Origin of the sequence: Lonsdalea iberica (assembly GCF_002111585.1) — a bacterium.
Lineage (GTDB): Bacteria > Pseudomonadota > Gammaproteobacteria > Enterobacterales > Enterobacteriaceae > Lonsdalea > Lonsdalea iberica.
Map to the genome: position 1 here is coordinate 56318 of NZ_LUTP01000006.1, position 25566 is coordinate 81883.

16 protein-coding genes and 2 pseudogenes are annotated in these 25566 nt (G+C 54.2%); 9 read left to right on the plus strand and 9 right to left on the minus strand.

Translation table 11 applies throughout. The features are described from left to right. Positions 1-85: 85 nt before the first annotated feature. From cmk to serC, 3 genes are all read right to left on the minus strand, one after another. Positions 86-775 carry a (d)CMP kinase gene (gene cmk, locus AU511_RS03610; protein ID WP_094108797.1) on the minus strand — a complete coding sequence of 230 codons (690 nt, stop codon included), beginning with the start codon at positions 773-775 and terminating at the stop codon, positions 86-88. A 187-nt stretch (positions 776-962) separates the two neighbouring features. Beyond that, positions 963-2252 (minus strand): 3-phosphoshikimate 1-carboxyvinyltransferase, encoded by a 1290-nt coding sequence (gene aroA / locus AU511_RS03615; protein ID WP_094108798.1) that lies wholly within the window; start codon positions 2250-2252, stop codon positions 963-965. Positions 2253-2342: 90 nt separating this feature from the next. Beyond that, positions 2343-3428 (minus strand): 3-phosphoserine/phosphohydroxythreonine transaminase, encoded by a 1086-nt coding sequence (gene serC / locus AU511_RS03620; protein ID WP_094108799.1) that lies wholly within the window; start codon positions 3426-3428, stop codon positions 2343-2345. 255 nt (positions 3429-3683) lie between these two features. Between serC and ycaO the strand changes: the two genes are divergently transcribed. The 4 genes from ycaO to pflA all read left to right on the plus strand — a co-directional run bounded on the left by ycaO (position 3684) and on the right by pflA (position 10142). Next, positions 3684-5444 carry a 30S ribosomal protein S12 methylthiotransferase accessory factor YcaO gene (gene ycaO / locus AU511_RS03625; RefSeq protein ID WP_094108832.1) on the plus strand — a complete coding sequence of 587 codons (1761 nt, stop codon included), beginning with the start codon at positions 3684-3686 and terminating at the stop codon, positions 5442-5444. A gap of 518 nt (positions 5445-5962) precedes the next feature. Next, positions 5963-6820, plus strand: a complete 858-nt coding sequence (gene focA / locus AU511_RS03630; protein WP_036150632.1) for a formate transporter FocA — start codon at positions 5963-5965, stop codon at positions 6818-6820. A 56-nt stretch (positions 6821-6876) separates the two neighbouring features. Beyond that, positions 6877-9165: a formate C-acetyltransferase gene (pflB, locus tag AU511_RS03635; protein ID WP_094108800.1), complete on the plus strand. Its 2289-nt coding sequence runs from the start codon at positions 6877-6879 to the stop codon at positions 9163-9165. A gap of 236 nt (positions 9166-9401) precedes the next feature. Next, positions 9402-10142, plus strand: coding sequence for a pyruvate formate lyase 1-activating protein (pflA, locus tag AU511_RS03640; RefSeq protein ID WP_094108801.1), 741 nt, complete (start codon positions 9402-9404; stop codon positions 10140-10142). A gap of 48 nt (positions 10143-10190) precedes the next feature. Here the strand turns inward: pflA and AU511_RS03645 are convergent. From AU511_RS03645 to lrp, 6 genes and pseudogenes are all read right to left on the minus strand, one after another. Then, positions 10191-11344: pseudogene (locus tag AU511_RS03645) on the minus strand (MFS transporter). 314 nt (positions 11345-11658) lie between these two features. Next, entirely contained in the window at positions 11659-12954 is a 1296-nt protein-coding gene (gene serS, locus AU511_RS03650; RefSeq protein ID WP_094108802.1) for a serine--tRNA ligase, read from the minus strand. 102 nt (positions 12955-13056) lie between these two features. Continuing rightward, positions 13057-14400, minus strand: coding sequence for a replication-associated recombination protein A (locus AU511_RS03655; RefSeq protein WP_094108803.1), 1344 nt, complete (start codon positions 14398-14400; stop codon positions 13057-13059). Positions 14401-14407: 7 nt separating this feature from the next. Next, positions 14408-15019: an outer membrane lipoprotein periplasmic chaperone LolA gene (gene lolA / locus AU511_RS03660; RefSeq protein ID WP_094108833.1), complete on the minus strand. Its 612-nt coding sequence runs from the start codon at positions 15017-15019 to the stop codon at positions 14408-14410. Positions 15020-15191: 172 nt separating this feature from the next. After that, on the minus strand, positions 15192-18485 hold the full coding sequence (locus tag AU511_RS03665) for a DNA translocase FtsK 4TM domain-containing protein (protein ID WP_094108804.1): 3294 nt from the start codon (positions 18483-18485) through the stop codon (positions 15192-15194). A gap of 116 nt (positions 18486-18601) precedes the next feature. Beyond that, positions 18602-19096, minus strand: coding sequence for a leucine-responsive transcriptional regulator Lrp (gene lrp / locus AU511_RS03670; protein WP_094108805.1), 495 nt, complete (start codon positions 19094-19096; stop codon positions 18602-18604). Between the two features lie 522 nt (positions 19097-19618). Between lrp and trxB the strand changes: the two genes are divergently transcribed. The 5 genes and pseudogenes from trxB (at position 19619) to infA (ending at position 25353) form a co-directional block, all read left to right on the plus strand. Then, a complete protein-coding gene (trxB, locus tag AU511_RS03675) occupies positions 19619-20578 on the plus strand; it encodes a thioredoxin-disulfide reductase (protein WP_094100368.1) in 960 nt (319 codons plus the stop codon). Positions 20579-20794: 216 nt separating this feature from the next. Further along, the gene (gene cydD / locus AU511_RS03680) at positions 20795-22561 is read left to right on the plus strand and encodes a heme ABC transporter permease/ATP-binding protein CydD (protein ID WP_094108806.1); all 1767 of its coding nucleotides are present in this window, start codon (positions 20795-20797) and stop codon (positions 22559-22561) included. Positions 22562-22580: 19 nt separating this feature from the next. Next, positions 22581-24301 (plus strand): annotated as a pseudogene (cydC, locus tag AU511_RS03685) (heme ABC transporter ATP-binding protein/permease CydC). A 12-nt stretch (positions 24302-24313) separates the two neighbouring features. Then, complete coding sequence (gene aat / locus AU511_RS03690; protein ID WP_094108807.1) at positions 24314-25012, plus strand: leucyl/phenylalanyl-tRNA--protein transferase; 699 nt, start codon at positions 24314-24316, stop codon at positions 25010-25012. Positions 25013-25134: 122 nt separating this feature from the next. Then, a complete protein-coding gene (infA, locus tag AU511_RS03695; RefSeq protein WP_002211347.1) occupies positions 25135-25353 on the plus strand; it encodes a translation initiation factor IF-1 in 219 nt (72 codons plus the stop codon). The last annotated feature ends 213 nt before the right edge of the window (positions 25354-25566 follow it).

Sequence of the window (25566 nt, forward strand, 5' to 3'; positions counted from 1 at the left end):
CTTAATTTAACGTCCATCTGGCATCCTGCTCGATGGGGCTGTTTCACATACCTCGCTACGCATCCTTACAGCGAGGTGGGATTATTTATTGGTTTGCCGGACCCAGCTTTTGACTTACATAAGCCAGCGCCCTTTCAACCACTTCATCTAGCGACATCTCGGTCGAGTCCAGCACCAGAGCGTCCGGCGCCGGCACCAACGGTGCTACAGCTCGATTACGATCGCGATCGTCGCGTTCTTTAATCTCGGATAAAAGACGTTCAAAGTTAACACTAAAGCCCTTCTCCTGCAACTGCAGCATGCGGCGTTGCGCACGCTCTTCCGCGCTGGCGTCGAGAAAAATCTTCACGGCCGCATCGGGGAAGACGACAGTCCCCATATCCCGACCATCGGCAATCAAGCCGGGCGCCTCGCGAAAAGCGCGTTGACGACGCAGCAACGCCTCGCGTACTCGGGGAAATGCAGCCGTTTGCGACGCCGTGTTGCCCACTTCTTCTGTACGGATTGCCAGGCTAACGTCTTCGCCTTCCAGCACCACTTTCAACTGCCCGTCTTCGGGAACGAAACGGACATCAAGGTGCGTCGCCAGCGGCACCAGCGCTTCTTCAGAGTGGATATCCACCTGGTGATGCAGCGCCGCGAGCGCCAGTACGCGATAGATAGCGCCGGAATCCAACAGATTCCAGTGCAACGCCTCTGCTAATGCCTTGCATAGCGTGCCTTTACCCGCGCCACTCGGCCCGTCAACCGTAATTACCGGTGCAGTCACCGCCATGTTCTTCTCCTTCACACAGGGAAAATCTTCGTGCCATTGTAGACAATAAAGTCAGCTATTATACGCCGACATAGCGATAAAATTTAAATAAAAGACTTATACCTACTGAATATCCGGCGAATTCTTATACGAAGAGCGGATAAAACTATTCAGGGAGGCGTAATTCCCCCCCCTGAAATAGTACAAATCAAGCAAACTGACTCAGTCGTGCCAATTGCTCAAAATAGTCGGGGAAGGTTTTCGCCGTGCATTTGGGGTCGAGGATCGTCACGGGCGTGTCGGAGAGTGCCAACAACGAGAAACACATCGCCATACGGTGATCGTTGTACGTACCAATTTCAGCTGACGTTAGCTGTTTCGGCGGAGTAATACGGATATAGTCGTGCCCTTCTTCTACTTCCGCGCCGGCTTTACGCAGCTCGGTCGCCATCGCGGCTAAACGATCGGTCTCCTTGACGCGCCAGTTATAGATATTGCGCAGCGTGGTAGTGCCGCCCTCCGCAAACATGGCCGCAGTCGCGATGGTCATGGCCGCGTCGGGGATATGATTCATGTCCATGTCGATGGCGTGCAGCACATTACGTTCGCATTCGATGTAGTCGTCGCCCCAGCGAATAATCGCGCCCATTTTTTCCAGCACATCGGCAAAGCGCACATCGCCTTGAACGCTGTTACGCCCTACGCCGGTTACTCGCACCACCCCGCCCCGAATAGCGCCAGCGGCCAAGAAATAGGATGCAGATGATGCGTCCCCTTCAACTAAATAATCGCCCGGCGAGCGGTAGCGCTGCCGCCCCGCGATCTGGAACGTCTGATACGCTTTGTTTTCAACGGAAATGCCGAACGTTTCCATCATATGCAACGTGATGTCGATGTACGGTTTGGACACCAAGTCGCCCTTGATGGTGATGCGTGTGTCTTTAGGCGCCAGCGGAGACATCATCAGCAACGCCGTCAGGAATTGGCTGGAGACGCTTCCATCCACGGTGATATCGCCGCCCTGGAAACCCCCTTGCAAACGCAGCGGAGGATAGTTCTCCTGCTCCAGATAGTCGATGCGCGCGCCGCCCTGACGCAATGAGTCGACCAGGTGACCGATAGGACGCTCTTTCATGCGCGGTTCACCCGTCAGGACGACATCCCCTTCCGTCAAGCACAGCGCGGCAGCCAGTGGACGCATCGCGGTTCCTGCATTGCCCAGGAACAATTCAATCGGCTCGTTGACGTAAAACGGATGGCCTAGCCCTACGATATCGCACTGGGTCCGGTCTGCGGATAAGTGATAGCTGACGCCCAGCGCTTTGAGAGCATTCAGCATGTGACGCACGTCATCGCTATCCAGCAAATTGGTTAAGCGCGTCGTGCCTTCCGCCAACGCCGCCAGCAGCAGCGCGCGGTTGGATACGCTTTTCGAGCCGGGCAGATTGATCGTGCCGTCGATGCGTTTTATGGGTTGTAGGGTCAGGGATTCCTGCATGTGAATTGTTGTCTCCAAAATAGTGATATAAAAAACCCGGCATCCGACCGGGCTTTTAAATGGGGCGAGCATGGCCGCATGCTAATGCGATTAGCCGTGGCGACGTTCGAAGTCAGCCATAAACTCGGTCAGGGTCTTCACTCCTTCCAGGGGCATCGCATTATAGATGGACGCACGCATGCCGCCAACGGCCCGGTGCCCTTTCAACGCATGCAGGCCAGCGCTCTGCGCTTCCTGCAGAAATACGCTGTCCAGCGCGGCATCCGCCAGCAGGAAAGGCACATTCATGCGGGAACGGTTGGATGCTGCGACATCGTTGCTATAGAAATCGCTGCGATCGATGACGGAGTAAAGTAGCTCGGCCTTGGCCTGATTCTTCTTCTCCATCTCAACCAATCCGCCCTGCGCTTTAAGCCATTTAAACACCAGCCCGGAAAGATACCAGGCAAATGTCGGCGGCGTATTGTACATAGAATCGTTGTCGGCCAGAATTTTGTAATCCAGCATAGACGGCAATTCCCGGCGGGATTTGCCCAGCAAGTCGTCACGTACAATCACCAGCGTCAGGCCGGCGGGACCGATGTTTTTCTGGGCGCCTGCATAGATGACGCCGTAGCGAGTGACATCAATCGCTCGGGACAGAATGCTTGAGGAATAGTCGGCCACCACAACTTTGTCGCCGAAATCAGGCTGCTCTTCAATGGCCATGCCGTCGATGGTTTCATTCGGGCAGTAATGGACAAAAGCGGCATCGTCCGACAGCGCCCACTCGCGCATTGGTTTTACTGCCCGCAGGCCATCCGCACGCGTTTTCACGTCGATGACATTGGGCGTGCCATATTTCTGCGCTTCATTAATTGCGCTGTGGGCCCAATAACCGCCGTCGATATAGTCCGCTTTGTTATTGTCGCCCAATAGGTTCATCGGCACTGCCGCAAATTGCGCACGCGCCCCGCCGTGGCAGAAAAGGACTTTATAGTTGGAGGGAATATTGAGGAGATCGCGCAGATCCTGTTCTGACTCGGTGGCGACCCGGATAAATTCTTTGCTGCGATGGCTGATTTCCATCACTGACGTCCCCAGCCCCTGCCAATTACACAATTCCTGTTGCGCTTGACGCAATACATCGGTCGGCAGCATCGCCGGACCGGCGCTAAAATTAAAAACCTGAGTCATTTCCCCTCACCACATTCTGTCTAAAATATAAAAAAAATGGCGACCTGAGTCGTCGCTGGTTTTGCTTGGTTATTGGTTTTATCACTCGTTATTCGCGCCTGCAACGCTTATTCACCCCGGTCATCGAAAACGTGGCCAACCGAGAGCCGACGCCGTCCCTTCACCTGTTGCCCGCCTGTTACAGAGAATAAATAGAGTCGGCGCAGAAAAGTCCGTATCATGCCTTTTCTGCAAAAAAACAACCGAGTGAGCAACATGACCCAAACGTTTATCCCAGGCAAAGACGCCGCCCTGGAAGACTCCATCGCCCGTTTTCAACAGCAGCTCCAAGACCTGGGGTTCAACATCGAAGAAGCCTCTTGGCTGAACCCGGTGCCTAACGTCTGGTCTGTCCATATCCGCGACCGAGATTGCGCGTTATGCTTTACCAACGGTAAAGGCGCAACGAAAAAAGCGGCATTGGCTTCCGCGCTTGGCGAATATTTCGAGCGTCTGTCCACCAACTACTTCTTCGCCGATTTCTATCTGGGTCAAACCATCGCTCACGGCGACTTTGTCCATTACCCAGACGAAAAATGGTTCGCCCTGCCAGAGGACGATACACTGCCCGACGGCATCCTCGATGATCGGCTACACGCTTTCTACAATCCTGAACACGAACTGGCCGCGAACGACCTGATCGATCTGCAGTCCGGCAACGCCGAACGCGGCATCTGCGCACTGCCTTTCACCCGCCAGTCCGATCTACAGACGGTTTATATTCCGGTCAACATTATCGGCAATCTGTATGTTTCAAACGGGATGTCCGCGGGCAACAGCGCTAATGAGGCGCGCGTTCAGGGACTTTCCGAAGTATTCGAGCGCTATGTTAAGAATAGAATCATCGCGGAAGCCATTAGCCTGCCGAAAATTCCGGCGGATGTGCTGTCCCGCTATCCCGGGGTTGTCGAAGCCGTCGCCACACTAGAGCAAGAAGGCTTTCCTATTTTTGCCTTCGACGCTTCCCTGGGCGGAAAATACCCGGTGATCTGCGTGGTATTGTTCAACCCGGCCAACGGCACTTGCTTCGCTTCGTTCGGCGCACACCCCGACTTCGGCGTCGCGCTGGAGCGCACCGTGACAGAGCTATTGCAGGGCCGCGGGTTGAAAGATCTGGATGTCTTCACCCCGCCAACGTTCGACAATGAAGAAGTCGCTGAGCACACGAACCTGGAGACGCACTTCATCGACTCCAGCGGTCTGATCTCCTGGGATCTCTTTAAAGACGAGTCCGATTACGCTTTTAGCGACTGGGATTTCAGCGGTACGACCGAGCAGGAATTCGCGACGCTGATGGACATTTTCCGCGAGGAAGATGCAGAGGTGTATATCGCTGATTATGAGCATCTCTCCGTTTACGCCTGCCGTATTTTGGTACCGGGCATGTCCGACATTTATCCTGCCGAAGACCTAATGCTGGCCAATAACAGCATGGGGGCGCATCTGCGCGAAACCTTGCTGGCGTTACCTGACAGCCAATTTGGTCAGGAAGAATATCTGGCGCTGTTGCAACAACTCGACGACGAAGGACTGGACGATTTCACCCGCGTGCGCGAACTGTTAGGTATTGCGACCGGCAAAGATAACGGCTGGTTCACGCTGCGTGTCGGTGAACTTAAATCCATGCTGGCGCTGGCGGGCGGCGATCTGGAACAGGCGCTGAGTTGGGTCGAGTGGTCGCAGGACTTCAACCAGTCCGTCTTCAGTCATGAGCACAGCAACTACTATCGCTGCCTGCAAACCCTGCTGGAATTGGCGCTGGAGCCGGAAAGAGAGGCTGAGCAGTATTACGATGCGTTGGTCAAGATGTACGGCCAAAATACTGTTGAAGAAGCCAGCGCGGCCATCGCAGGCGAATCCTGCTTCTACAAGCTGTTCTCTGTCGATGCTTCTCTGACCGCGTTGCCCGCTCACCAGTCTCTGCTGGCGGCCTATGAAAAGCTGCAACAGGCCAAACGTAAGCACTGGCGATCCTAACCCTCCTATTAATACGGCAAGCTTGTGCTTGCCGTCTCTCACCATGATCCCGTTTTTTATTAGTGGGGTATATATTTACACGCTGATGGATTCCCATCGCTGCAACAATGCTTTACACTCCCCGCGGCTGTTCGCCCCCGGTTTCCGTTTTTCGTCAGCCTATATAATCCCAGACTAAATTTAGGGTGATTTTTTCCTAACACCTTAATTTAATTATGGATATTAATTCCGATGTTACTACTTGGTTAAATTTCGACTAGTGGCGATGAATTTAACCGCTATAATTATATTATAAGTGCCATTTTTTAATAAAAAATACCTATTACGGCGCTTATGCTTAAACGTTTTTATATTTTTAAAAATATTTTTCCTTATAATTCATTCGGTTAACCTAAAAAACACCTCATTTTGGGCGGTATAATACCTATCAAGTACCCGCCATTATGATCCATATCAAATTTCGCATTAATATGCTTTGTTAATATCACTGCGCTGATAAACTTTAAGAGAGAGTTAGTGTGAAAGCTGACAACCCCTTTACTCTGCTACTACCGGCAGCAATGGCAAAAGTTGCGGAAGATGCAGGTGTCTATAAAGCCACAAAAAAACCGCTTACTACATTTTCCCTCGCGATATGTGCGGGAGTGTTCATCTCCATAGCATTTGTCTTCTACATCACTGCCACCACAGGGTCTGCCTCTATGCCATTCGGCATGGCCAAGCTGGTCGGCGGTATCTGCTTCTCTTTAGGGCTGATGCTGGTGGTGGTCTGCGGTGCGGATTTGTTTACGTCCACCGTGTTGATTCTTGTGGCTAAGGCCAGCGACCGCATCACCTGGCGGCAGTTAGGCTGTAACTGGGTGAACGTCTATTTTGGGAACCTGGTAGGAGCGCTGATCTTCGTTGCGCTGATTTGGTTCTCGGGCGAGCACATGGTTGCTAACGGCGCATGGGGCTTGAATGTTCTGCAGACAGCGAATCACAAGCTGGAGCACACGTTCACTGAAGCGCTGAGCCTCGGCATCCTGGCAAATCTGATGGTTTGTCTGGCCGTCTGGATGAGTTACTCCGGCCGCACCCTGCTCGACAAATGTCTAGTGATGGTTTTGCCGGTAGCCATGTTCGTAGCCAGCGGTTTCGAGCATAGCATTGCAAACATGTTTATGATTCCCATGGGAATTGTGATTAAAAACTTCGCTTCGGAAGAATTCTGGCATGCCATTGGGATGGCGCCGAGCCAATTCGAACACCTGACTATCCACAATTTTATTGTCGATAACCTGATCCCGGTCACTATCGGCAACATCATTGGGGGCGGGTTGTTGGTAGGCTTAACTTATTGGGTTATTTATTTGCGCGGTGGAAACAAGCACTAGGGTGTTATCGGCCGCAACATCGGGTTTTAAAAATCCATATAAAAGGTAGGTGTAAAATGACCGATCTGAATGAAAAATTAGCCAACGCATGGCATGGTTTTAGCAAAGGTGAATGGCAGAATGAAGTCAATGTTCGCGACTTCATCCAGAAAAACTACACGCCGTATGAAGGCGATGAGTCTTTCTTGGCGGGCGCTACTCCTGCAACCAGCGCGCTGTGGGATAAAGTCATGGAAGGCATCAAACAGGAAAACCGCACTCATGCGCCTGTTGATTTCGATACTGATCTTGCTGCCACCATCACCTCGCATGATGCGGGCTACATCGATAACAACCTTGAAAAAGTGGTTGGTCTGCAGACTGATGCTCCGCTGAAACGCGCGCTTATCCCCTTCGGCGGCATCAAGATGGTTGAAGGTTCTTGCAAAGCGTACAACCGCGAGCTGGATCCGGAACTGAAAAAAATCTTCACCGAATACCGCAAAACTCACAACCAGGGCGTGTTTGACGTTTATACCCCTGACATCCTGCGTTGCCGTAAATCCGGTGTTCTGACTGGGCTGCCGGATGCGTATGGCCGTGGCCGTATCATCGGTGACTACCGTCGCGTTGCGCTGTACGGTATCGACTACCTGATGAAAGAGAAATTCGCACAGTTCAGCTCTCTGCAGAGCAAACTGGAAAACGGCGAAGATCTGGAAGCCACCATCCGTCTGCGTGAAGAAATTGCTGAACAGCATCGCGCTCTGGGACAGATTAAAGAAATGGCAGCCAAATATGGTTGCGATATCTCTGCTCCGGCTACCACCGCTCAAGAAGCAGTACAGTGGACCTACTTCGGTTACCTGGCTGCAGTTAAGTCTCAGAACGGCGCCGCGATGTCCTTCGGTCGAGTTTCAACCTTCCTGGATATCTTCATCGAACGCGACCTGAAAGCGGGCAAAATCACCGAACAGGACGCTCAGGAACTGATCGACCACCTGGTCATGAAACTGCGTATGGTTCGCTTCCTGCGTACCCCTGAATACGATGAGCTGTTCTCCGGCGACCCGATCTGGGCGACTGAATCTCTGGCCGGTATGGGCCTGGATGGCCGTACGCTGGTCACCAAAACCAGCTTCCGTTTCCTGAACACCCTATACACCATGGGGCCGTCTCCGGAACCGAACATGACCATCCTGTGGTCTGAAAAACTGCCGTCAAACTTCAAAAAATACGCGGCTAAAGTCTCCATCGATACCTCTTCTCTGCAGTATGAGAATGATGATCTGATGCGCCCTGACTTTGACAATGACGACTACGCCATTGCCTGTTGCGTTAGCCCGATGGTTGTGGGCAAACAGATGCAGTTCTTCGGCGCTCGTGCCAACCTGGCGAAAACCATGCTGTATGCAATCAACGGCGGTATGGACGAAAAAATGAAGATGCAGGTAGGCCCGAAATCTGCACCGATCATGAGCGAAACCCTGAACTTCGACGAAGTCATGGAACGCATGGATCACTTCATGGACTGGCTGGCTAAACAGTACGTCACCGCGCTGAACATTATTCACTACATGCATGACAAGTACAGCTATGAAGCCTCTCTGATGGCGCTGCACGACCGTGATGTGTATCGCACCATGGCATGCGGCATCGCAGGTCTGTCTGTTGCGGCTGACTCCCTGTCCGCTATCAAATACGCCAAAGTGAAACCTGTTCGTGACGAAGACGGCCTGGCTATCGACTTTGACATCGAAGGCGAATACCCACAGTTCGGTAACAACGACCCGCGTGTTGATGACCTGGCCTGTGACCTGGTTGAACGCTTCATGAAGAAAGTTCAGCAGCTGAACACTTACCGCAATGCAGTACCGACTCAGTCTGTACTGACCATCACGTCCAACGTGGTATACGGTAAGAAAACCGGTAACACTCCGGATGGTCGTCGCGCTGGCGCGCCGTTCGGACCCGGTGCTAACCCGATGCACGGCCGTGACCAGAAAGGGGCTGTAGCCTCTCTGACTTCTGTCGCTAAACTGCCGTTTGCTTACGCGAAAGATGGGATTTCTTACACCTTCTCAATCGTACCGAACGCTCTGGGTAAAGACGACGATGTTCGTAAAGCCAACCTGGCTGGTCTGATGGACGGTTACTTCCACCACGAAGCATCCAGCAACGTAGAAGGTGGTCAGCACCTGAACGTGAACGTGATGAACCGTGAAATGTTGCTCGATGCCATGGAAAACCCGGAAAAATATCCGCAGTTGACCATCCGTGTTTCTGGTTACGCAGTCCGCTTTAACTCGCTGACCAAAGAACAGCAGCAGGACGTGATTACGCGTACTTTCACGCAGTCCATCTGATTATCCTGTCTGCCTGAAAAGGCGTAAAATAAAGGCTCCACTCTGTGGGGCCTTTTTTCACCGCTTCACCGGAGCATTCAGAGCCTGTTTTGTCAGCCCGCTGTGACCGTTTACCAGGGAGGGCTGCCAAAACAGATTCGACGCAGCGTCATCATGATGTACTTCGTGCACAATGTGACGTCATACTGCGCCCCAGCTGGCCGCTATTGTTCGGCCCAACCCGGAGAAACCTCGCAATGTCAGTAATTGGTCGTATTCACTCTTTCGAGTCCTGTGGAACCGTCGACGGTCCAGGCATACGCTTCATCGTCTTCTTCCAGGGATGTTTGATGCGCTGTCTCTACTGCCACAACCGTGACACCTGGGATACTCACGGCGGCAAAGAGATTACGGTAGAAGAGCTGATGAAAGAGGTGGTCACCTATCGCCATTACATGAATGCTTCCGGTGGGGGCGTGACCGCCTCCGGTGGAGAAGCCATTCTGCAAGCGGAATTCGTTCGCGATTGGTTCCGCGCCTGTCAGGAACAGGGCATCAACACCTGCCTTGATACCAATGGATTTGTACGCCGTTACGATCCGGTGATTGACGAACTGCTGGATGCCACCGATTTGGTGATGCTGGATTTAAAACAGCTTGACGACACCATCCACCAAAATCTGGTCGGTGTTTCCAATCATCGTACGCTGGAATTCGCACGCTACCTCGCAAAACGTAACCAGAGAACATGGATTCGGTATGTGGTCGTTCCCGGTTGGTCCGATGACGACAAGTCAGCGCACATGCTAGGAGCGTTCACTCAAGAGATGGGGAACATCGAGAAGATTGAACTACTGCCCTATCACGAACTGGGTAAACACAAATGGGTCGCTATGGGCGAGGAGTACCAGTTGGATGGCGTTAAACCACCGAAAGCCGAAACGATGAACCGCGTTAAATCCATTCTTGAAAGCTACGGCCACCACGTCGCTTATTGAACATTTACCGCAAGCCGGTCACCTGTGGCCGGCGTGTTGATTCAACCTTCAAGCTGCTGCCAGTGGATTGGGATGTTGATGATTGGCCTTTCTTAGTAGCATGACCAGATAACAGAAAGCAATGGCGCCAATGAGAACGAACAGCAGTTTATCGGAGTATGACTGCATCAGCATCGCCGCCAAACTCGGTCCCGTCAGACTGCCAATCGTGTAGCTCAGCAGCAAAGCCTGATTCATCGCCACCAACTCTCCCGCCGCCACTTTCTCGCAGGCCCAAGACATGGCCACGGGATAGAGCGTAAATGCCGCGCAGCCCAGAATGAATAACGCTGGCACCATCGCAACTCGACTGAAGCCCAGCATCATGATACAGCCGATGATCACCGCGAACACTAATACCCGCAGTACCATCAGGCGGCCATAGCGATCCGCCATTTTGCCTACCGGCCATTGTCCAAAAATACCGGCGCTAATCAGCAGCGCCATCCAATAACCGACCTGTGCGTCACTCATTCCCTGATGGGCAAGATAGAGCGGCATCAGACCATACATTGATCCCAAGATGATGCCGGAAATCACACAGCCATTAATGCCTAAACGGGCCGTACGGTAACGTAACATCTGCCAGACATTCACCTTGTGCGTCATAATTTGTGGCGGGGAAAGGCGGGCAAACAGCATCGGTAATACACTGAGTACGACCAGCGTCACCGCCCACGGCAAGACGCTAAATACATCGGTTTGGACCATGCTCAGCAGGAGTTGCCCCACGACGCTCCCCAGATAATACGCCATCATGTACGCCGCCAGCAGTTGCCCGCGGTGAGTGGCGTGACCGCCGCAAAGCAGCGCGCTTTCCACGACAACCCATATCAATGCACAACCAACGCCCGCAATTAAGCGCCACAGCAACCAGCTCCAGAAATCGACCGACAATGCTAAGGCTGCAGTAGCGGTAGCCAGCAGGATGGCGGCGAAGTAATAAGAGCGATTAAACCCAAACCGGTGGATCAAGCTCCGGCCAACAACGTGCCAATCAGGTTGCCACTGAAGTATGAGGAACCCACCAACCCGACTTGCCATACCGACAGCTGTTGAGCATTCAACCAAAGGGGAACGAGCGTATTAAGCACAGCAATGCAGACCGTTAGCAGCAAGAGACCGCTAAGCAGCAAAATGACCGGGCGCGTATAGGTGAACATGGGTCGATGACCACGAGAGAAGATATTTTGCGCGCATCATGCCACCAGCAAAGTTAAAGTCAATCTGTGTTGAGAGAGTGACCGCACGATTTGTTCATGGCCTCATATAGCGGAGGCCCACCACGTCTTAACGAATCTCGGCTTGGGGTATTTTTTAGGGTAATACGCTTTTCCTATAGCCAAATAACGCGGACGCTACCCCAGGTCTTACCAAGAGTCTTACGATGAAAGCACCCCAACGCACATTGCTGTAAACACCAAAGTTTAGGGATAAAAAAAGCGCCCCTGAGGGCGCTTTTCTGAGCTGAAACGGCTTAGCCGATAAATTCCAGTCCGTGCATATAAGGACGCAGCACTTCCGGCACTTCAATGCGTCCATCAGCCTGCTGATAATTTTCCATCACGGCGACAAGCGCACGCCCTACAGCCAGACCAGAGCCGTTCAGTGTGTGAACCAGACGGGGTTTCTTCTCACCTTTGCTGCGGCAGCGAGCCTGCATGCGACGCGCCTGGAAATCCCACATGTTGGAGCATGAAGAGATTTCACGATAAGTGTTTTGCGCAGGCAGCCACACTTCCAGATCGTAGGTCTTACAGGATCCGAAGCCCATATCGCCCGTACATAACAGCACCTTACGATAAGGCAATTTCAGCAGTTGCAGGATTTTTTCCGCATGTCCGGTCAACTCTTCCAATGCCTGCATGGAATCTTCAGGGCGCACAACCTGCACCATTTCGACTTTGTCGAACTGATGAACGCGAATCAGACCGCGAGTGTCACGTCCGTAGGAACCTGCTTCAGAGCGAAAGCACGGCGTATGCGCCGTCATTTTGATCGGTAAAGACTCTTCATCCAGGATTTCGTTGCGCACCAGATTGGTCAGCGGCACTTCCGCCGTCGGAATCAAAGCGTAATTGCTACTATCCGCTTCTTCAGACAACGGCTTGGTATGGAACAGATCTTCGCCGAACTTCGGCAACTGGCCTGTACCATACAGGGAGTCCTGGTTAACCAGATATGGGACATAGGCTTCCAGGTAACCATGCTGCTCGGTATGTTGGTCCAGCATGAATTGGGCAAGCGCACGATGCATACGCGCAACCTGTCCGCGCATAACGGAGAAGCGTGAACCGGTCAGTTTCACACCGTCGGCCATGCTCAAGCCATTGTTGAGCTCGCCCAGCTCGACGTGGTCGCGAGGTTTAAAATCCAATTGGCGCGGCTCGCCCCAACGGCTGATTTCCTGATTTTCGGTCTCGTCTTTGCCCAACGGCACGCAGTCATCAGGCAAATTCGGGATCGTCAAAGACAAGTCGCGAATCGCGTTCTGAAGTTGATCGAGCTCTTTTTTCGCAGATTCCAGCTTCTCTCCCAATGCGTTAACTTCACGGCGCAGCGGTTCAATGTCTTCACCACGTGCTTTAGCCGCGCCGATCTCTTTCGATCGGGAGTTACGTTCTGCCAGCAAACTTTCCGTTTCGACCTGTAGCGTTTTGCGACGTGCTTCTTGTGCGCGCAGCGCCTCGACGTCCAGTGTAAAACCTCGACGAGCCAGTAGTTTTTCGGCAACTGCGTCTAGCTCATTACGCAGTAAATTGGGATCAAGCATGCTAGTCCTGTGCTTTTTATTGATGGAAGAGATATAACAGCGGGCCTGCAAAGGTCCCTGTAGCAGAAAGATATCGGCTGTAACCTTACCGCAACGGGTAGGCTAGCGGTAGCGTTTTGTCGGGCTATTTTGATCCTGAGAGGCCAGCCAGGCGAGCTTTTCACCGATCTTCCCCTCTAAGCCGCGAGAGGTTGGATGATAATACTGCGTAGCCGCCAATTCCGAGGGAAAATAGTTCTCGCCTGCCGCATAGCCATTGGGTTCGTCATGCGCGTACCGATACTCAGCACCGAGACCCATCTCCTTCATAAGCGCGGTGGGCGCATTGCGTAAATGGTCGGGCACATCGAAATCCGGATTTTCACGGGCATCGCGCATTGCCGCCTTGAATGCCGTATAAACGGCATTGCTTTTAGGCGCGCAGGCCAGGTAGACGATAGCCTGAGCGATCGCCCGCTCCCCTTCGGCCGGCCCCACGCGGGTAAAGCAGTCCCACGCGGCAATTGCGACCTGCATACCACGGGGGTCGGCATTACCCACATCTTCCGATGCAATCGCCAGCAAACGCCGGGCGACATACAGTGGATCGCCGCCCGCCGTGATAATTCGGGCGTACCAGTAAAGTGCCGCATCCGGCGCGGAGCCCCGCACTGACTTATGCAATGCGGAGATGAGGTCGTAATAGCGGTCGCCTTTGTTATCAAAACGGGCGCTGCGTTCACCGGCGACCTCGTTAAGCAAATCGGGGGTCAGATGACGCTCACCGGCAGCATCGACTTCCGCCATATCCGACATCATTTCCAGCAAATTCAACGCGCGACGTGCATCCCCGCTCACCAGTTGAGACAGCAGGCGTCTCGTCTCATCAGGCAAGACGATATGCTGTTTTCCGAGTCCACGCTCGCTATCCTGCAGCGCTTGCGCCAAGACCACTTCGATATCCTCCGCCGTCAGCGCTTTTAATAAATAAACGCGGGCGCGGGACAACAATGCCGAATTCAGCTCAAACGAGGGGTTCTCTGTGGTCGCGCCGATGAAGGTGATCGTGCCGTCCTCGATATGAGGGAGAAAAGCATCCTGTTGGCTTTTATTGAACCGGTGTACTTCATCCACGAACAGAATGGTGCGACGCCCAGCATCACGATTATGCCGCGCGCGCTCAATCGCTTCGCGAATTTCCTTAATGCCTGACGTCACTGCTGAAATACGCTCAACATCGGCATCCCCGTAACGACCAATTAATTCCGCCAGCGTGGTTTTTCCGGTTCCCGGAGGCCCCCACAGAATCATCGAATGTAGCTGTCCGGACTCAATCGCGCGCGGCAACGGTTTGCCCGGCCCCAGTAAATGCTGCTGGCCAATATACTGCGCTAACGTGACTGGCCGCATACGCGCGGCCAGGGGCTGAAATTCATTCTGGGAAAAGTCGAGTGACAGATTACTCACAGACGCCTCACTGACGTTGGTCGTCCACCGCCACCCCTTTGGGCGGTGTAAAGGTGAATTTTGCCGCGTCTACCGCTCCGTTCTGCTGATCTTTGAGAACGTAGCTACTACGCTGACCGTCCTGTTCGGTGGCAGTAAAGCCTTTGATGGTGCCGGAACTGGTCACGCTGATGGAGAATTGGCGCAGGTTGCCGCTGGCGGACTTCGGCATTAGCTCGAAGTCATCGCCTTTCTGCGTCACATGGTAGTTCTTCCAGTCGCTCGGGCTGTTGCGCGTAATCAGGATAAACGGCGTATTCCCCGTCGCATCTTTCACCCAAGTCGCGGTGACCTGCTCGACAAAGGGGTTATAAAACCACAAAGTCTTGCCGTCAGAAATCAGTACGCTTTCATCCGGCGACGTCGTTTTCCAATTAAACAGATTCGGACGCTGGACCCACAGTTCGCCTTCGCCATCTTGCACCGCGGAACCATCATTGCCGGTCACCTTTTGTGAAAAACTGGCATGGAAACTATTAACTTTGCTCAGACGACTTTGCAAATCGCTGGAGGCGTCCGCATGAACGACGCCGGATACCATGCTCGACAGCAAACAACCGGTCATTAACCATTTTTTTATCATAAAAAGATCCTTTTACTATCTTGATGGCATCGGTCAACGGCTGTATTGGACAACCGCCGAGTGTACTACCTCACTGTAGATCAGCGAGGTAAACCGAAACAGCCGTCGTTGTCTGTAATATCGGGCTTTACGCATCTTTGCACAGACGATAGCCGTTTCGGTCCAAGTATTATTCCATGGGAGGAGGAGCGAGAACTTCGCGATTGCCGTTATGCCCCGGGGAGCTGACAATGCCCTGCGCCTCCATCTGTTCTACAAGACGCGCCGCCCGGTTGTAGCCTATGCGGAACTGGCGCTGTACGCCAGATATTGATGCGCGGCGTTTTTCCACCACAAAGGCCACCGCCTGATCGAACAGCGGGTCGAGCTCTTCATCCCCATCCAGACCCAAACTGCCGCCTTCGCCCTCATCACCGCCTTTAACGATGCTGTCGATGTATTCAGGGCGACCGCGCGCTTTCCAGTCCTGGACGACGGCATGCACTTCCTGATCACGAACGAATGCGCCATGCACACGCACGGGTATTGACGAGTTAGGCGCCATATACAACATGTCGCCCATACCCAGCAGGGACTCCGCCCCGCCCTGATCGAGGATCGTTCTCGAATCGATCTTGCTGGAGACGGTAAACGCGATACGCGTGGGAATGTTGGCCTTAATCAGCCCGGTGATAACATCCACCGACGGGCGCTGCGTCGCCAGAACCAAATGAATACCTGCGGCACGCGCCTTCTGCGCCAGACGCGCGATCAGCTCTTCCACCTTTTTACCCACGGCCATCATCAGATCGGCGAATTCGTCCACCATCACCACGATGTAAGGCAGTTTTTCCAGCATTGGCGGCTGTGTTTCCATGCTGTCGCCCGGCTTCCAGAACGGATCGGGAATGGGGCGGCCCATAGATTCCGCCTGTTCGACGCGCTCGTTGTAACCACTCAGGTTACGCACGCCCAGCGCCGACATCAGCTTGTACCGCCGCTCCATTTCGCCAACGCACCAGCGAAGCGCGTTAGCCGCATCCTTCATGTCCGTTACGACCTCTGTCAGGAGGTGCGGGATACCTTCATAGACCGACAGCTCCAACATTTTGGGGTCGATCATGATGAAACGAACATCTTTCGGCGATGCTTTATACAACATACTGATAATCATGGCATTGACGCCGACGGATTTACCAGAACCGGTCGTCCCCGCCACCAGCAAATGCGGCATTTTAGCCAGATCGGCCACCACCGGCTGGCCCGCGATATCCTTGCCTAGTACGACCGACAGGGGCGACGGATTGTCGCGGAAACTGTCGCAATCCAGGACTTCACGCAGGAATACGGTCTGGCGACGTTTGTTGGGCAACTCCAGACCGACATAGGGTTTGCCGGGAATTACTTCGACAATACGCACAGCCACCACGGACAGTGAACGAGCCAAGTCCTTCGCGAGGTTAGAAATTCGCGCCGCTTTTACGCCAGGCGCCAGATCCAGATCGAAGCGCGTGATGACCGGGCCGGGATGATAATCCACGACCGTCGCCTTGACGCGATAATCCGCTAAACGCGCTTCAATCAGTCTTGCCGTTTGTTCCAGGGCAAAATCATCCACCGGGTCTTCATTGCCCGATGGCGGAGTCAGCAGATCGAAAGAAGGGAACGGTGTGGTCGGCTTCTGTAACGGCTGGTCGTTACGCATCAGGAACGGGTGGATCAGGCTATCCATAATAGACGGAGAAGCATCGTTGTCCTCATCCTCCGCCGCGTCAGGTGCTGGAGTTGATACCGCCGCTGCGGGCTGGACAGAAGGCGTAGACGCGTTTTGCGAAGCAAAATGCTCTACGGCAGCGGCCTCTTCCTCAGGAGACAAAGTAAATAACGGCTCGCTTGGCGTATCGTCAACCAGGTCAGCCAACGGAGAAATAGCGAAAACACTGTCTAACGGCGGAACGTTCGTAGAGTGAGGCGGTGGCGAAACTTGCGACGGCGGCGCAACCTGCTCAGCGGAGCGCTCTTCCGGCCCATCATTCAATGTGTCGTGACCGTAACGTTCCTGTTGCTGCTCAGCGAAGTCCTGAGCGAGCTGATGCATCAACGCATCGTCCTCTTGATCTGCTTCGATACTCTCCACGGGCTCGACGCCCCCATTCAGCTGCGCTTGACGTTGAGCGTCTCGCTCCTGCTGTTCCGCCAGGCGCTGCGAGGGCAGCTTGATACCGTATGAAGCCAGCTCACGCCGCGTTGGAATGCGCACAGGATTCGGGCGCGGCAATTCCGGCCCTACCCCCTGCTTGATCTGCGGATTCGAATCATCTGCTGAAAAGGCCGGAGTAAACGACAGCGAAGACGCCGCCTGACTTGTTGATACCGTTGCCGCAGCCGCTGCCGCTGCCGTAGCAGGCGTTACTGGTGTGGACGGCACCGGGGGAACCGGGTCGTCTGGCGGAGCGTGATGCATCGAGTCTTCGTTCAAAGGCTCCGCAGCCGGAGACTCAGGCACGTCGAAAGAATACAGGGGAGGGACTTCGCTTTTTTCCGTTTCGCTGACGTGCTTATCCGTCTCCGTCGGGACGGTGACAACCTTCTGGCTGTCAATGGGCGTGGCAGGAACCGTGACGTTTCCGGCTGGTGTCTCGGTCGCAGACATGTCCTGCGAGACGTCCTCTATTGCCGGCTCGGAAGACGGTGGCGAAGGCACCTGCTCTTCAGCGGCTACTGGCTGAACACCAGGCTCCGCTGGGGCAGCGAGTAGCACATCGTCTTCATCCACCTCGTGTTCGCGAAGCGCGACGGAGGGCGTTACTGCAGTTTCATGCTCCGTATCGTGCGCCATATCCTCTTCGTCGATAGCGTCATCACGGCGTCCGCGGTTGGAGAATAAGGTCAAGCAGCCCATCACCGCAGCCCCGATTTTTTCCGCGATCGTCAGCCACGACCAACCGGTGAATAACGTCAGCCCCGCCGCCCAAACGCACAAAAGAATCAGCGTAGAGCCGATGCTGTTAAATCGCGGAATCATGGCGCTGCTGAGCAAACTGCCGAGCACGCCGCCGGAGGCAAAATAGTACAGGTCGTCCACGTTGACGGCGGCTAAACCACACGAGGTCAGGATGAGCGCCAAAGCGCCAATCAGACGTAGAGAGAAGGTGAAATAGTCAAGCGCATGCTGATGGTTTCGCTGACGAAAAATCAGCCAACAAAGCGAGATCATCACGGGGGGAATGGCATAAGCCAATACGCCAAAAACGAAAAACAGCGTATCGGCCAGCCAGGCGCCAACGCCACCGCCCAGGTTGTGAATGGGTTCATGCCAGGCGGTCTGAGACCAGCTAGGATCGGACGGGCTGAAGCTCAGCAGCGAAGCGGCCAGGTAGCAGGCGAACAGCCCTGCAACAACAAGCAACGCTTCTATTACACGCCGCCCCGCGCTGAGTTTTTCCAGCGTAATTTCTTTATCTTCAGTGTATTCCTGGCTCAAGCGTTTCTCCAGGTTCCGGTAAAGGAGTCATGACAAAACGCCGAGAAGGTCCCGGCGCTGTAGCTGTATAAAATCACAGGAGTGTAGCTGAGTTTGCCGGGCTTTGCACCCATACGTCAGCGGGTCTTGATGACCAACCGGTTGCTCTGCTTAACTTCTTCCATCACCACATAGGTGCGGGTGTCGTTAACGCCAGGCAGACGCAGCAACGTTTCCCCCAGCAGTTTACGGTAGGCAGACATGTCCGGCACGCGGGTTTTCAGCAGATAGTCAAAATCTCCGGAAACCAGATGACATTCCTGAATATCTTCCAGCTTCTGTACCGCAGTATTGAACTGTTCAAATACATCCGGCGCACCACGGTTCAGCGTGATTTCCACGAAGACCAGAAGCGAAGCATCCAGATAATGAGGATTCAGTAACGCCGTATAACCATTGATAAAACCCTGTCTCTCCAGACGTCTAACGCGTTCCAGACACGGTGTGGGCGACAAACCAACCCGCTTGGACAGCTCCACGTTGGAGATACGACCATCTTTTTGCAATTCGTTCAGGATATTGCGATCGATACGATCAAGATCTTTTCCCGGACGTTTTTTTGTGTCTACCATTATTATTGTCTCTCTTCACTCTTCCCTGCTCATCGCTCCCTCTGGCCCACATCAATGTGCCAGAGTTGCCCCTAAAGAAGACCCCTGTCTATTTTGTACATCAAAAGTCACGTCTGTTTATTCCGTATCCCGCGTACGACAAACAGGTGCATGAGCTATGCTGTCGCCTGCCAATTAAACAATGCCAAAACGGATAAAAAGCCGAGCATTCAACTATTCACATACAAAAATTTTCCTCTTCATAGGATGTTTTCGCAAAAGCGCAGCCGATTGTCAAAGCAAAACAATTAAAATCAGAAGAAACTGCCAGATTCAAATCCTAGAAACGCTGCCAGGCAGCGTTTTGATGCTTTTTTGCTGGCCGCAAGTTAGCTCGTTACATCCCCGCTCCAGCCGTGTTTCACTTTTTTCAATGGTTGTTAACGATAAGACAAATAGTTAACAACATTCCCCGACACTTTTTTTAGGCCGGTAATTTCCTTACAATCGCCCTATCGTCCCTCCACTGGAGTTAAGGAACTCATGGGTACAGCCAAACACCGCAAACTGTTAATTCTGGGCTCCGGCCCCGCCGGATATACCGCCGCGGTCTACGCTGCGCGCGCCAACCTGAATCCGCTATTGATTACCGGGATGGAAAAAGGCGGTCAGCTGACCACTACAACAGAAGTTGAAAACTGGCCGGGTGATGCCGATGATTTGACCGGTCCGGCGCTGATGGAACGAATGCACGCCCACGCCACGAAGTTCAATACGGAAATCGTCTTCGACCACATCAACCGCGTCGACCTCCAGACTCGCCCTTTCCGCCTGTTCGGCGACAGCGAAGAGTACACCTGCGACGCCCTGATTATCGCCACGGGAGCCTCCGCTCGTTATCTGGGGCTGCCGTCTGAAGAAGCGTTTAAGGGCAAAGGCGTTTCCGCCTGTGCGACTTGCGATGGATTCTTTTATCGAAACCAAAAGGTCGCGGTCGTCGGCGGTGGCAACACGGCCGTAGAAGAAGCGCTGTATCTTTCCAACATCGCCTCTGAAGTTCATCTGATTCATCGCCGCGATACTTTCCGTTCAGAAAAAATTCTGATCGATCGTTTGAACGAGAAAGTCGCTAACGGCAACATCGTGCTGCACACCGACCGTACGCTGGATGAGGTTCTGGGCGACGAGATGGGCGTCACCGGCGTTCGTCTGCGCGACACGCACAGCGGAGCGACGGAAACACTGGACGTCGCCGGTGCCTTCATCGCCATCGGGCACAGCCCGAACACCGCAATTTTTGATAATCAGCTCGCGCTGGAAAACGGCTATATCAAGGTGCAATCCGGCATTCACGGCAACGCGACGCAGACCAGCATTCCCGGCGTGTTTGCCGCAGGCGACGTCATGGATCATATCTACCGTCAGGCTATCACCTCCGCCGGAACGGGATGTATGGCCGCATTAGATGCCGAGCGCTATCTGGATGGTCTGGGCAATAGCTGATCACCCTTGCCTGAGGGAGTTTTCTCTCTCTCAGGCCTTTCTTTCTCGATTTGTGAAAATTGATCGCACAGCCTCATTTTCCGCCTCTTTTCGTTTGCATGACCTTCTCGTCACGATAACATGACGCCAAATTGACCGAACGCCCGAACAAATGTTAACCCGCGGTTATACAAGCGTTATTTCGCAATACTCTCACAAGAAGACAATCGGCAACTGATGAAAAATTCCCGACAACAAGAACTCACCCGCTGGCTGAAGCAGCAAAGCCGGTTGGCGCAACGCTGGTTGCGCCTTTCGCTTCTGTTAGGGCTGGTGAGCGGTCTGCTCATTATCGCCCAGGCCTGGCTATTAGCCGCGCTGTTGCAGGCGCTCATCATCGATCACACCCCTCGAGAACAGTTACTCGCGCCGTTTTCGTTGTTAGCGGCCACATTTTGTTTACGCGCGATTATGAGCTGGATACGGGAGCGCGTCGGATTCCGCTGCGGCGAGGTCATCCGCCGACAGATTCGTAGTAAGGTGCTGGATCGCTTACAGCAGTTGGGACCGGCCTGGATTCAGGGCAAACCGGCCGGAAGCTGGGCGTCGCTGATTCTAGAACAGGTCGACGACATGCAGGATTACTATGCCCGCTATCTGCCGCAAATGTATTTGGCGGCGCTGATGCCGCTCCTGATCCTCCTCTTCGTCTTTCCCATCAACTGGGCGGCGGGACTGATCCTATTTTTGACCGCCCCGTTGATCCCCATATTTATGGCGATGGTCGGCATGGGCGCAGCAGAAGCCAACCGCCGCAATTTCCTGGCATTGGAACGCCTGAGCGGTCATTTTCTTGATCGCCTGCGGGGACTGGAAACCCTGCGGTTATTCTTCCGCGGTCAGGCCGAAACCGATCGTATCCGTCAAGCCTCCGAAGATTTTCGCCGCCGCACGATGGAAGTGTTGCGAATGGCCTTCCTTTCCTCCAGCGTACTAGAGTTCTTCGCATCGATTTCCATCGCCATCGTCGCGGTCTATTTCGGTTTCTCGTATTTGGGAGAACTCAACTTTGGTCATTACGGGACTGGCGTCACCTTGTTTGCCGGTTTTCTGGTCCTGATCCTTGCGCCTGAGTTCTTCCAGCCTCTGCGCGATTTAGGGATGTTCTACCACGCTAAAGCCCAAGCCGTCGGCGCCGCGGAAACCCTGTATACCTTCCTTTCCGAAGAGGGGGAGAGCGTCGGTGGTGGCCAGGCGGATTTTGATAGTGTCGAATCGCTGGAATTGGTTGCCAGAGATCTGACGATTCTTACGCCAACCGGATCCGTACTTGCCGGACCGCTTTCGTTCACCATTGCGGCCGGGCAACGGATCGCATTGGTCGGCGCCAGCGGCGCAGGCAAAACGTCGCTGTTGAATGTGTTACTTGGGTTCCTGCCCTATCGAGGCTCTCTGACCGTCAATAACGTGGAGCTGAACACAATCGCCCCCGATGCCTGGCGCAAGCAACTGAGCTGGGTAGGCCAGAATCCGCATCTGCCGGAACAGACCCTGCGGCAAAATATTCTGCTAGGTCATCCCGAAGCAGATGAACAGACGCTTCAAACAGCGGTAGAAAACGCCTATGTCCACGAATTCCTGCCTTGTCTGCCTCAAGGACTGGATACCGTGCTGGGCGATGCCGCGGCACGCCTCTCCGTCGGCCAGGCTCAGCGTGTCGCGGTGGCAAGAGCCCTGATGCGCCCCAGCCATTTACTGTTGCTGGACGAGCCTACGGCCAGCCTGGATGCACATAGCGAACAACGGGTGATGAATGCACTGAGTGCTGCCGCAGCGCGACAGACAACCCTGCTGATTACGCATCAGCTCGACGAGGCCAATCGCTATGATGAGGTGTGGGTGATGGCAGCGGGACGTCTGGTACAGCAAGGGCATTTCAATGCGCTCAGCACGTCGCCGGGGCCTTTCGCAGAATTGATGGCACAACGCCGAGGAGAGCTCTGAGATGAAGAAAACACAGGTCATCCAGGTATTGATGCCGTTTCTGGGGCTTTATCGCCGCTACTTTTGGCGACTCAGTTTGGGAGTAGTGCTCGCCATCGCTACCCTGCTCGCGAGTATCGGACTGCTGGCGCTCTCCGGTTGGTTCCTTGCCGGCTCGGCGCTCGCCGGACTCGCCGGGCTTTATACCTTCAACTACATGCTACCCGCCGCTGGCGTCCGCGGCGCCGCGATTACACGCACAGTGAGCCGCTACTTCGAACGACTGGTCAGCCACGATGCCACCTTCCGCGTGCTGCTGCATCTGCGCGTGTATACCTTTAGCCGCATTCTGCCGCTTTCCCCCGGCGGGCTCAGCCGTTTTAGACAGGCAGACCTGCTTAACCGCCTGGTGGCGGACGTCGATACACTGGACCATTTGTATCTGCGTGTGATTTCGCCGCTGGTCAGCGCTCTCTTCGTTATCGTGGTGGTGGCTTTCGGTCTTAGCTGGCTGGATAGCACATTGGCGATGACGCTGGCGTCCATCATGCTGCTGCTCTTGATCATCATGCCGCCGGCGTTTTACCGAACAGGCCAGCCGGTTGGCGAAGCGCTGACTCAGTTACGCGCGCAATACCGCCTCCAGTTGACCGCCTGGCTACAGGGGCAGGCCGAGCTGACTATCTTCGGTTCGTTAGTCTCTTTCCGGCATCGGCTGGATCAACTGGAAAATCGCTGGTTATCACGGCAACGTCAGCAGGCGACGCTCAGCGCGCTAGCGCAATCCCTCATCATCTTGAGCGGCGGACTCACCGTCACGCTGATCCTGTGGATGGCGGCCAGCGGCGTCGGCGGTGATACGCAGCCGGGCGCGCTCATCGCCTTGTTTGTTTTCGCCTCGCTGGCCGCCTTTGAAGCGTTGGGTCCGGTCGCAAACGCCTTCCAACATCTCGGACAGGTCGCCGCGTCCGCCGTTCGAGTCGACCAGTTGATGAAGCTGACGCCTGCCGTCGTATTCACTGCCGAGGGCCCCCCCCCGCTTCTCAGGCCGCGTTAACATTGGACAACGTGAGTTTTACCTATCCGGATCAGCCTCTGCCGGTGCTTCAGCATATTTCACTGAGCCTCCAACCCGGCGAGCACATCGCGCTGTTGGGTAAAACCGGATGCGGTAAATCCACGCTGATGCAACTGCTCACCCGTGCTTGGGACTGTACCGAGGGCGCAGTGAGCCTCAATAGTTCGCCGTTATCTGCCTGGTCAGAAGAGAACCTACGCAGCATGATGAGCGTCGTTCCTCAACGGGTACATCTCTTCAGTGACACGCTGCGTGAGAATCTGCGGCTGGCCGCGCCCGAGGCCTGTGACGAGGCGCTGACTCACGTCCTGCGGCGGGTGGGGCTTGCTCACCTGTTGGAGCACGAGGGGCTGAATGCCTGGCTGGGTGAAGGCGGCCGTCAACTGTCCGGCGGCGAACAGCGCCGAATCGGTCTGGCGCGGGCTTTGTTACATCCTGCACCGCTGATTCTGCTTGACGAACCCACCGAGGGGTTGGACGCCGAAACTGAACAGCGAATGCTCCAGCTCCTGCGTGAGCACTGCAAAGATAAAACGCTGCTGGTCATCACCCATCGCCTACGCGGTTTAGAAAGCATGGACCGCCTGTACGTTATGGACGGCGGACAGATAGTCGAACAGGGCGACCACCAGATGCTGATGGCTCAGCGAGGCCGCTATTGGCAGTTTCATCAACATCTTTAATTGAGGCCAGTCATGCAACTGTTTGAGCTGTCGCCCTTCTCCGTGCAGTTTCCCGATCCGGAGGTGGCGTTAAACCATCCAAACGGCCTGCTGGCATTCGGGGGCGATTTGGCGCCGTCACGATTGATGGCGGCTTATCAGCACGGCATCTTCCCCTGGTATTCGCCGGGAGAGCCCGTCTTATGGTGGTCGCCCGACCCGCGCGCCGTCCTGTTTCCTGAGGCATTTCATCTCAGCCGCAGTATGAAAAAATTCATCCGCAAGACCGAGTATCAGGTCACGTTGAATCAGGCCTTTACCGAGGTAATCAGGGCTTGCGCCACCGAACGGGAAGAAGGCACCTGGATCGACGATGATATTATTGACGCTTATTGCCAACTGCATCAGGCAGGACAGGCGCAATCGGTGGAAGTGTGGCATAATGACAGGCTGATCGGCGGACTGTACGGCATTTCTCAAGGCGCCTTGTTCTGCGGCGAGTCAATGTTTAGCCGTGCGGACAACGCTTCGAAGTGCGGTTTACTGGCGTTTTTGCGTCACTTTGTTCGCCACGGCGGACAACTGATTGACTGCCAGATATTAAACGAGCACACGGCATCGCTGGGAGCGACGGAAATACCGCGCTGGGAGTTCCTGCAACACCTTTCCCAATTGCGGCCCATTACGCTGGGTGAACCGTGCTGGCAGAGACAAACGCTGCCGCTCGCCTAACTAAACGACCCACCTATGATGAATTAATCAAGCGCGGAGTCGCAACGCTTCTTTACATAATGTGGGTTTTTCGGCATTATCTTGCCGGTTAAAAACTAAGGTAGTAAAACCTAGAGGATTCGATGGCCAAAGAAGACAATATTGAAATGCAAGGCACCGTACTGGATACGCTGCCCAACACCATGTTCCGCGTTGAATTGGAAAACGGGCACGTGGTTACCGCTCATATCTCCGGTAAAATGCGTAAAAACTATATCCGCATCCTGACGGGTGACAAAGTCACAGTGGAGCTGACCCCGTACGACCTGAGCAAAGGCCGCATTGTCTTCCGTAGCCGCTAACAGGCCCGCCATCGCTTAACGCGATCCCACGAGGATGTTCGCCCTCCTGCCCTTTCCGCTTGCGGTCAGGGCTTTTGTTTTTTGTGCCCACCTTCACATATTTCACATCTCAGCCTGTGACCCTCTCAGCAGATCACTCTTCGATTAACGTCTCATATATCTCTTTGCCCTAAGATCATTGCATTGAGCAATATTTACAAAATTGTTGCTTTT

Bases quoted from the DNA above. Each gene is read 5' to 3' on its own strand.
- ycaO (WP_094108832.1), top strand. From the start codon at position 3,684: ATGACCCAAACGTTTATCCCAGGCAAAGACGCCGCCCTGGAAGACTCC.
- pflB (WP_094108800.1), top strand. From the start codon at position 6,877: ATGACCGATCTGAATGAAAAATTAGCCAACGCATGGCATGGTTTTAGC.
- aat (WP_094108807.1), top strand. From the start codon at position 24,314: ATGCAACTGTTTGAGCTGTCGCCCTTCTCCGTGCAGTTTCCCGATCCG.
- trxB (WP_094100368.1), top strand. From the start codon at position 19,619: ATGGGTACAGCCAAACACCGCAAACTGTTAATTCTGGGCTCCGGCCCC.
- aroA (WP_094108798.1), bottom strand. From the start codon at position 2,252: ATGCAGGAATCCCTGACCCTACAACCCATAAAACGCATCGACGGCACG.
- serS (WP_094108802.1), bottom strand. From the start codon at position 12,954: ATGCTTGATCCCAATTTACTGCGTAATGAGCTAGACGCAGTTGCCGAA.
- cydD (WP_094108806.1), top strand. From the start codon at position 20,795: ATGAAAAATTCCCGACAACAAGAACTCACCCGCTGGCTGAAGCAGCAA.
- infA (WP_002211347.1), top strand. From the start codon at position 25,135: ATGGCCAAAGAAGACAATATTGAAATGCAAGGCACCGTACTGGATACG.
- lrp (WP_094108805.1), bottom strand. From the start codon at position 19,096: ATGGTAGACACAAAAAAACGTCCGGGAAAAGATCTTGATCGTATCGAT.
- cmk (WP_094108797.1), bottom strand. From the start codon at position 775: ATGGCGGTGACTGCACCGGTAATTACGGTTGACGGGCCGAGTGGCGCG.
- pflA (WP_094108801.1), top strand. From the start codon at position 9,402: ATGTCAGTAATTGGTCGTATTCACTCTTTCGAGTCCTGTGGAACCGTC.
- serC (WP_094108799.1), bottom strand. From the start codon at position 3,428: ATGACTCAGGTTTTTAATTTTAGCGCCGGTCCGGCGATGCTGCCGACC.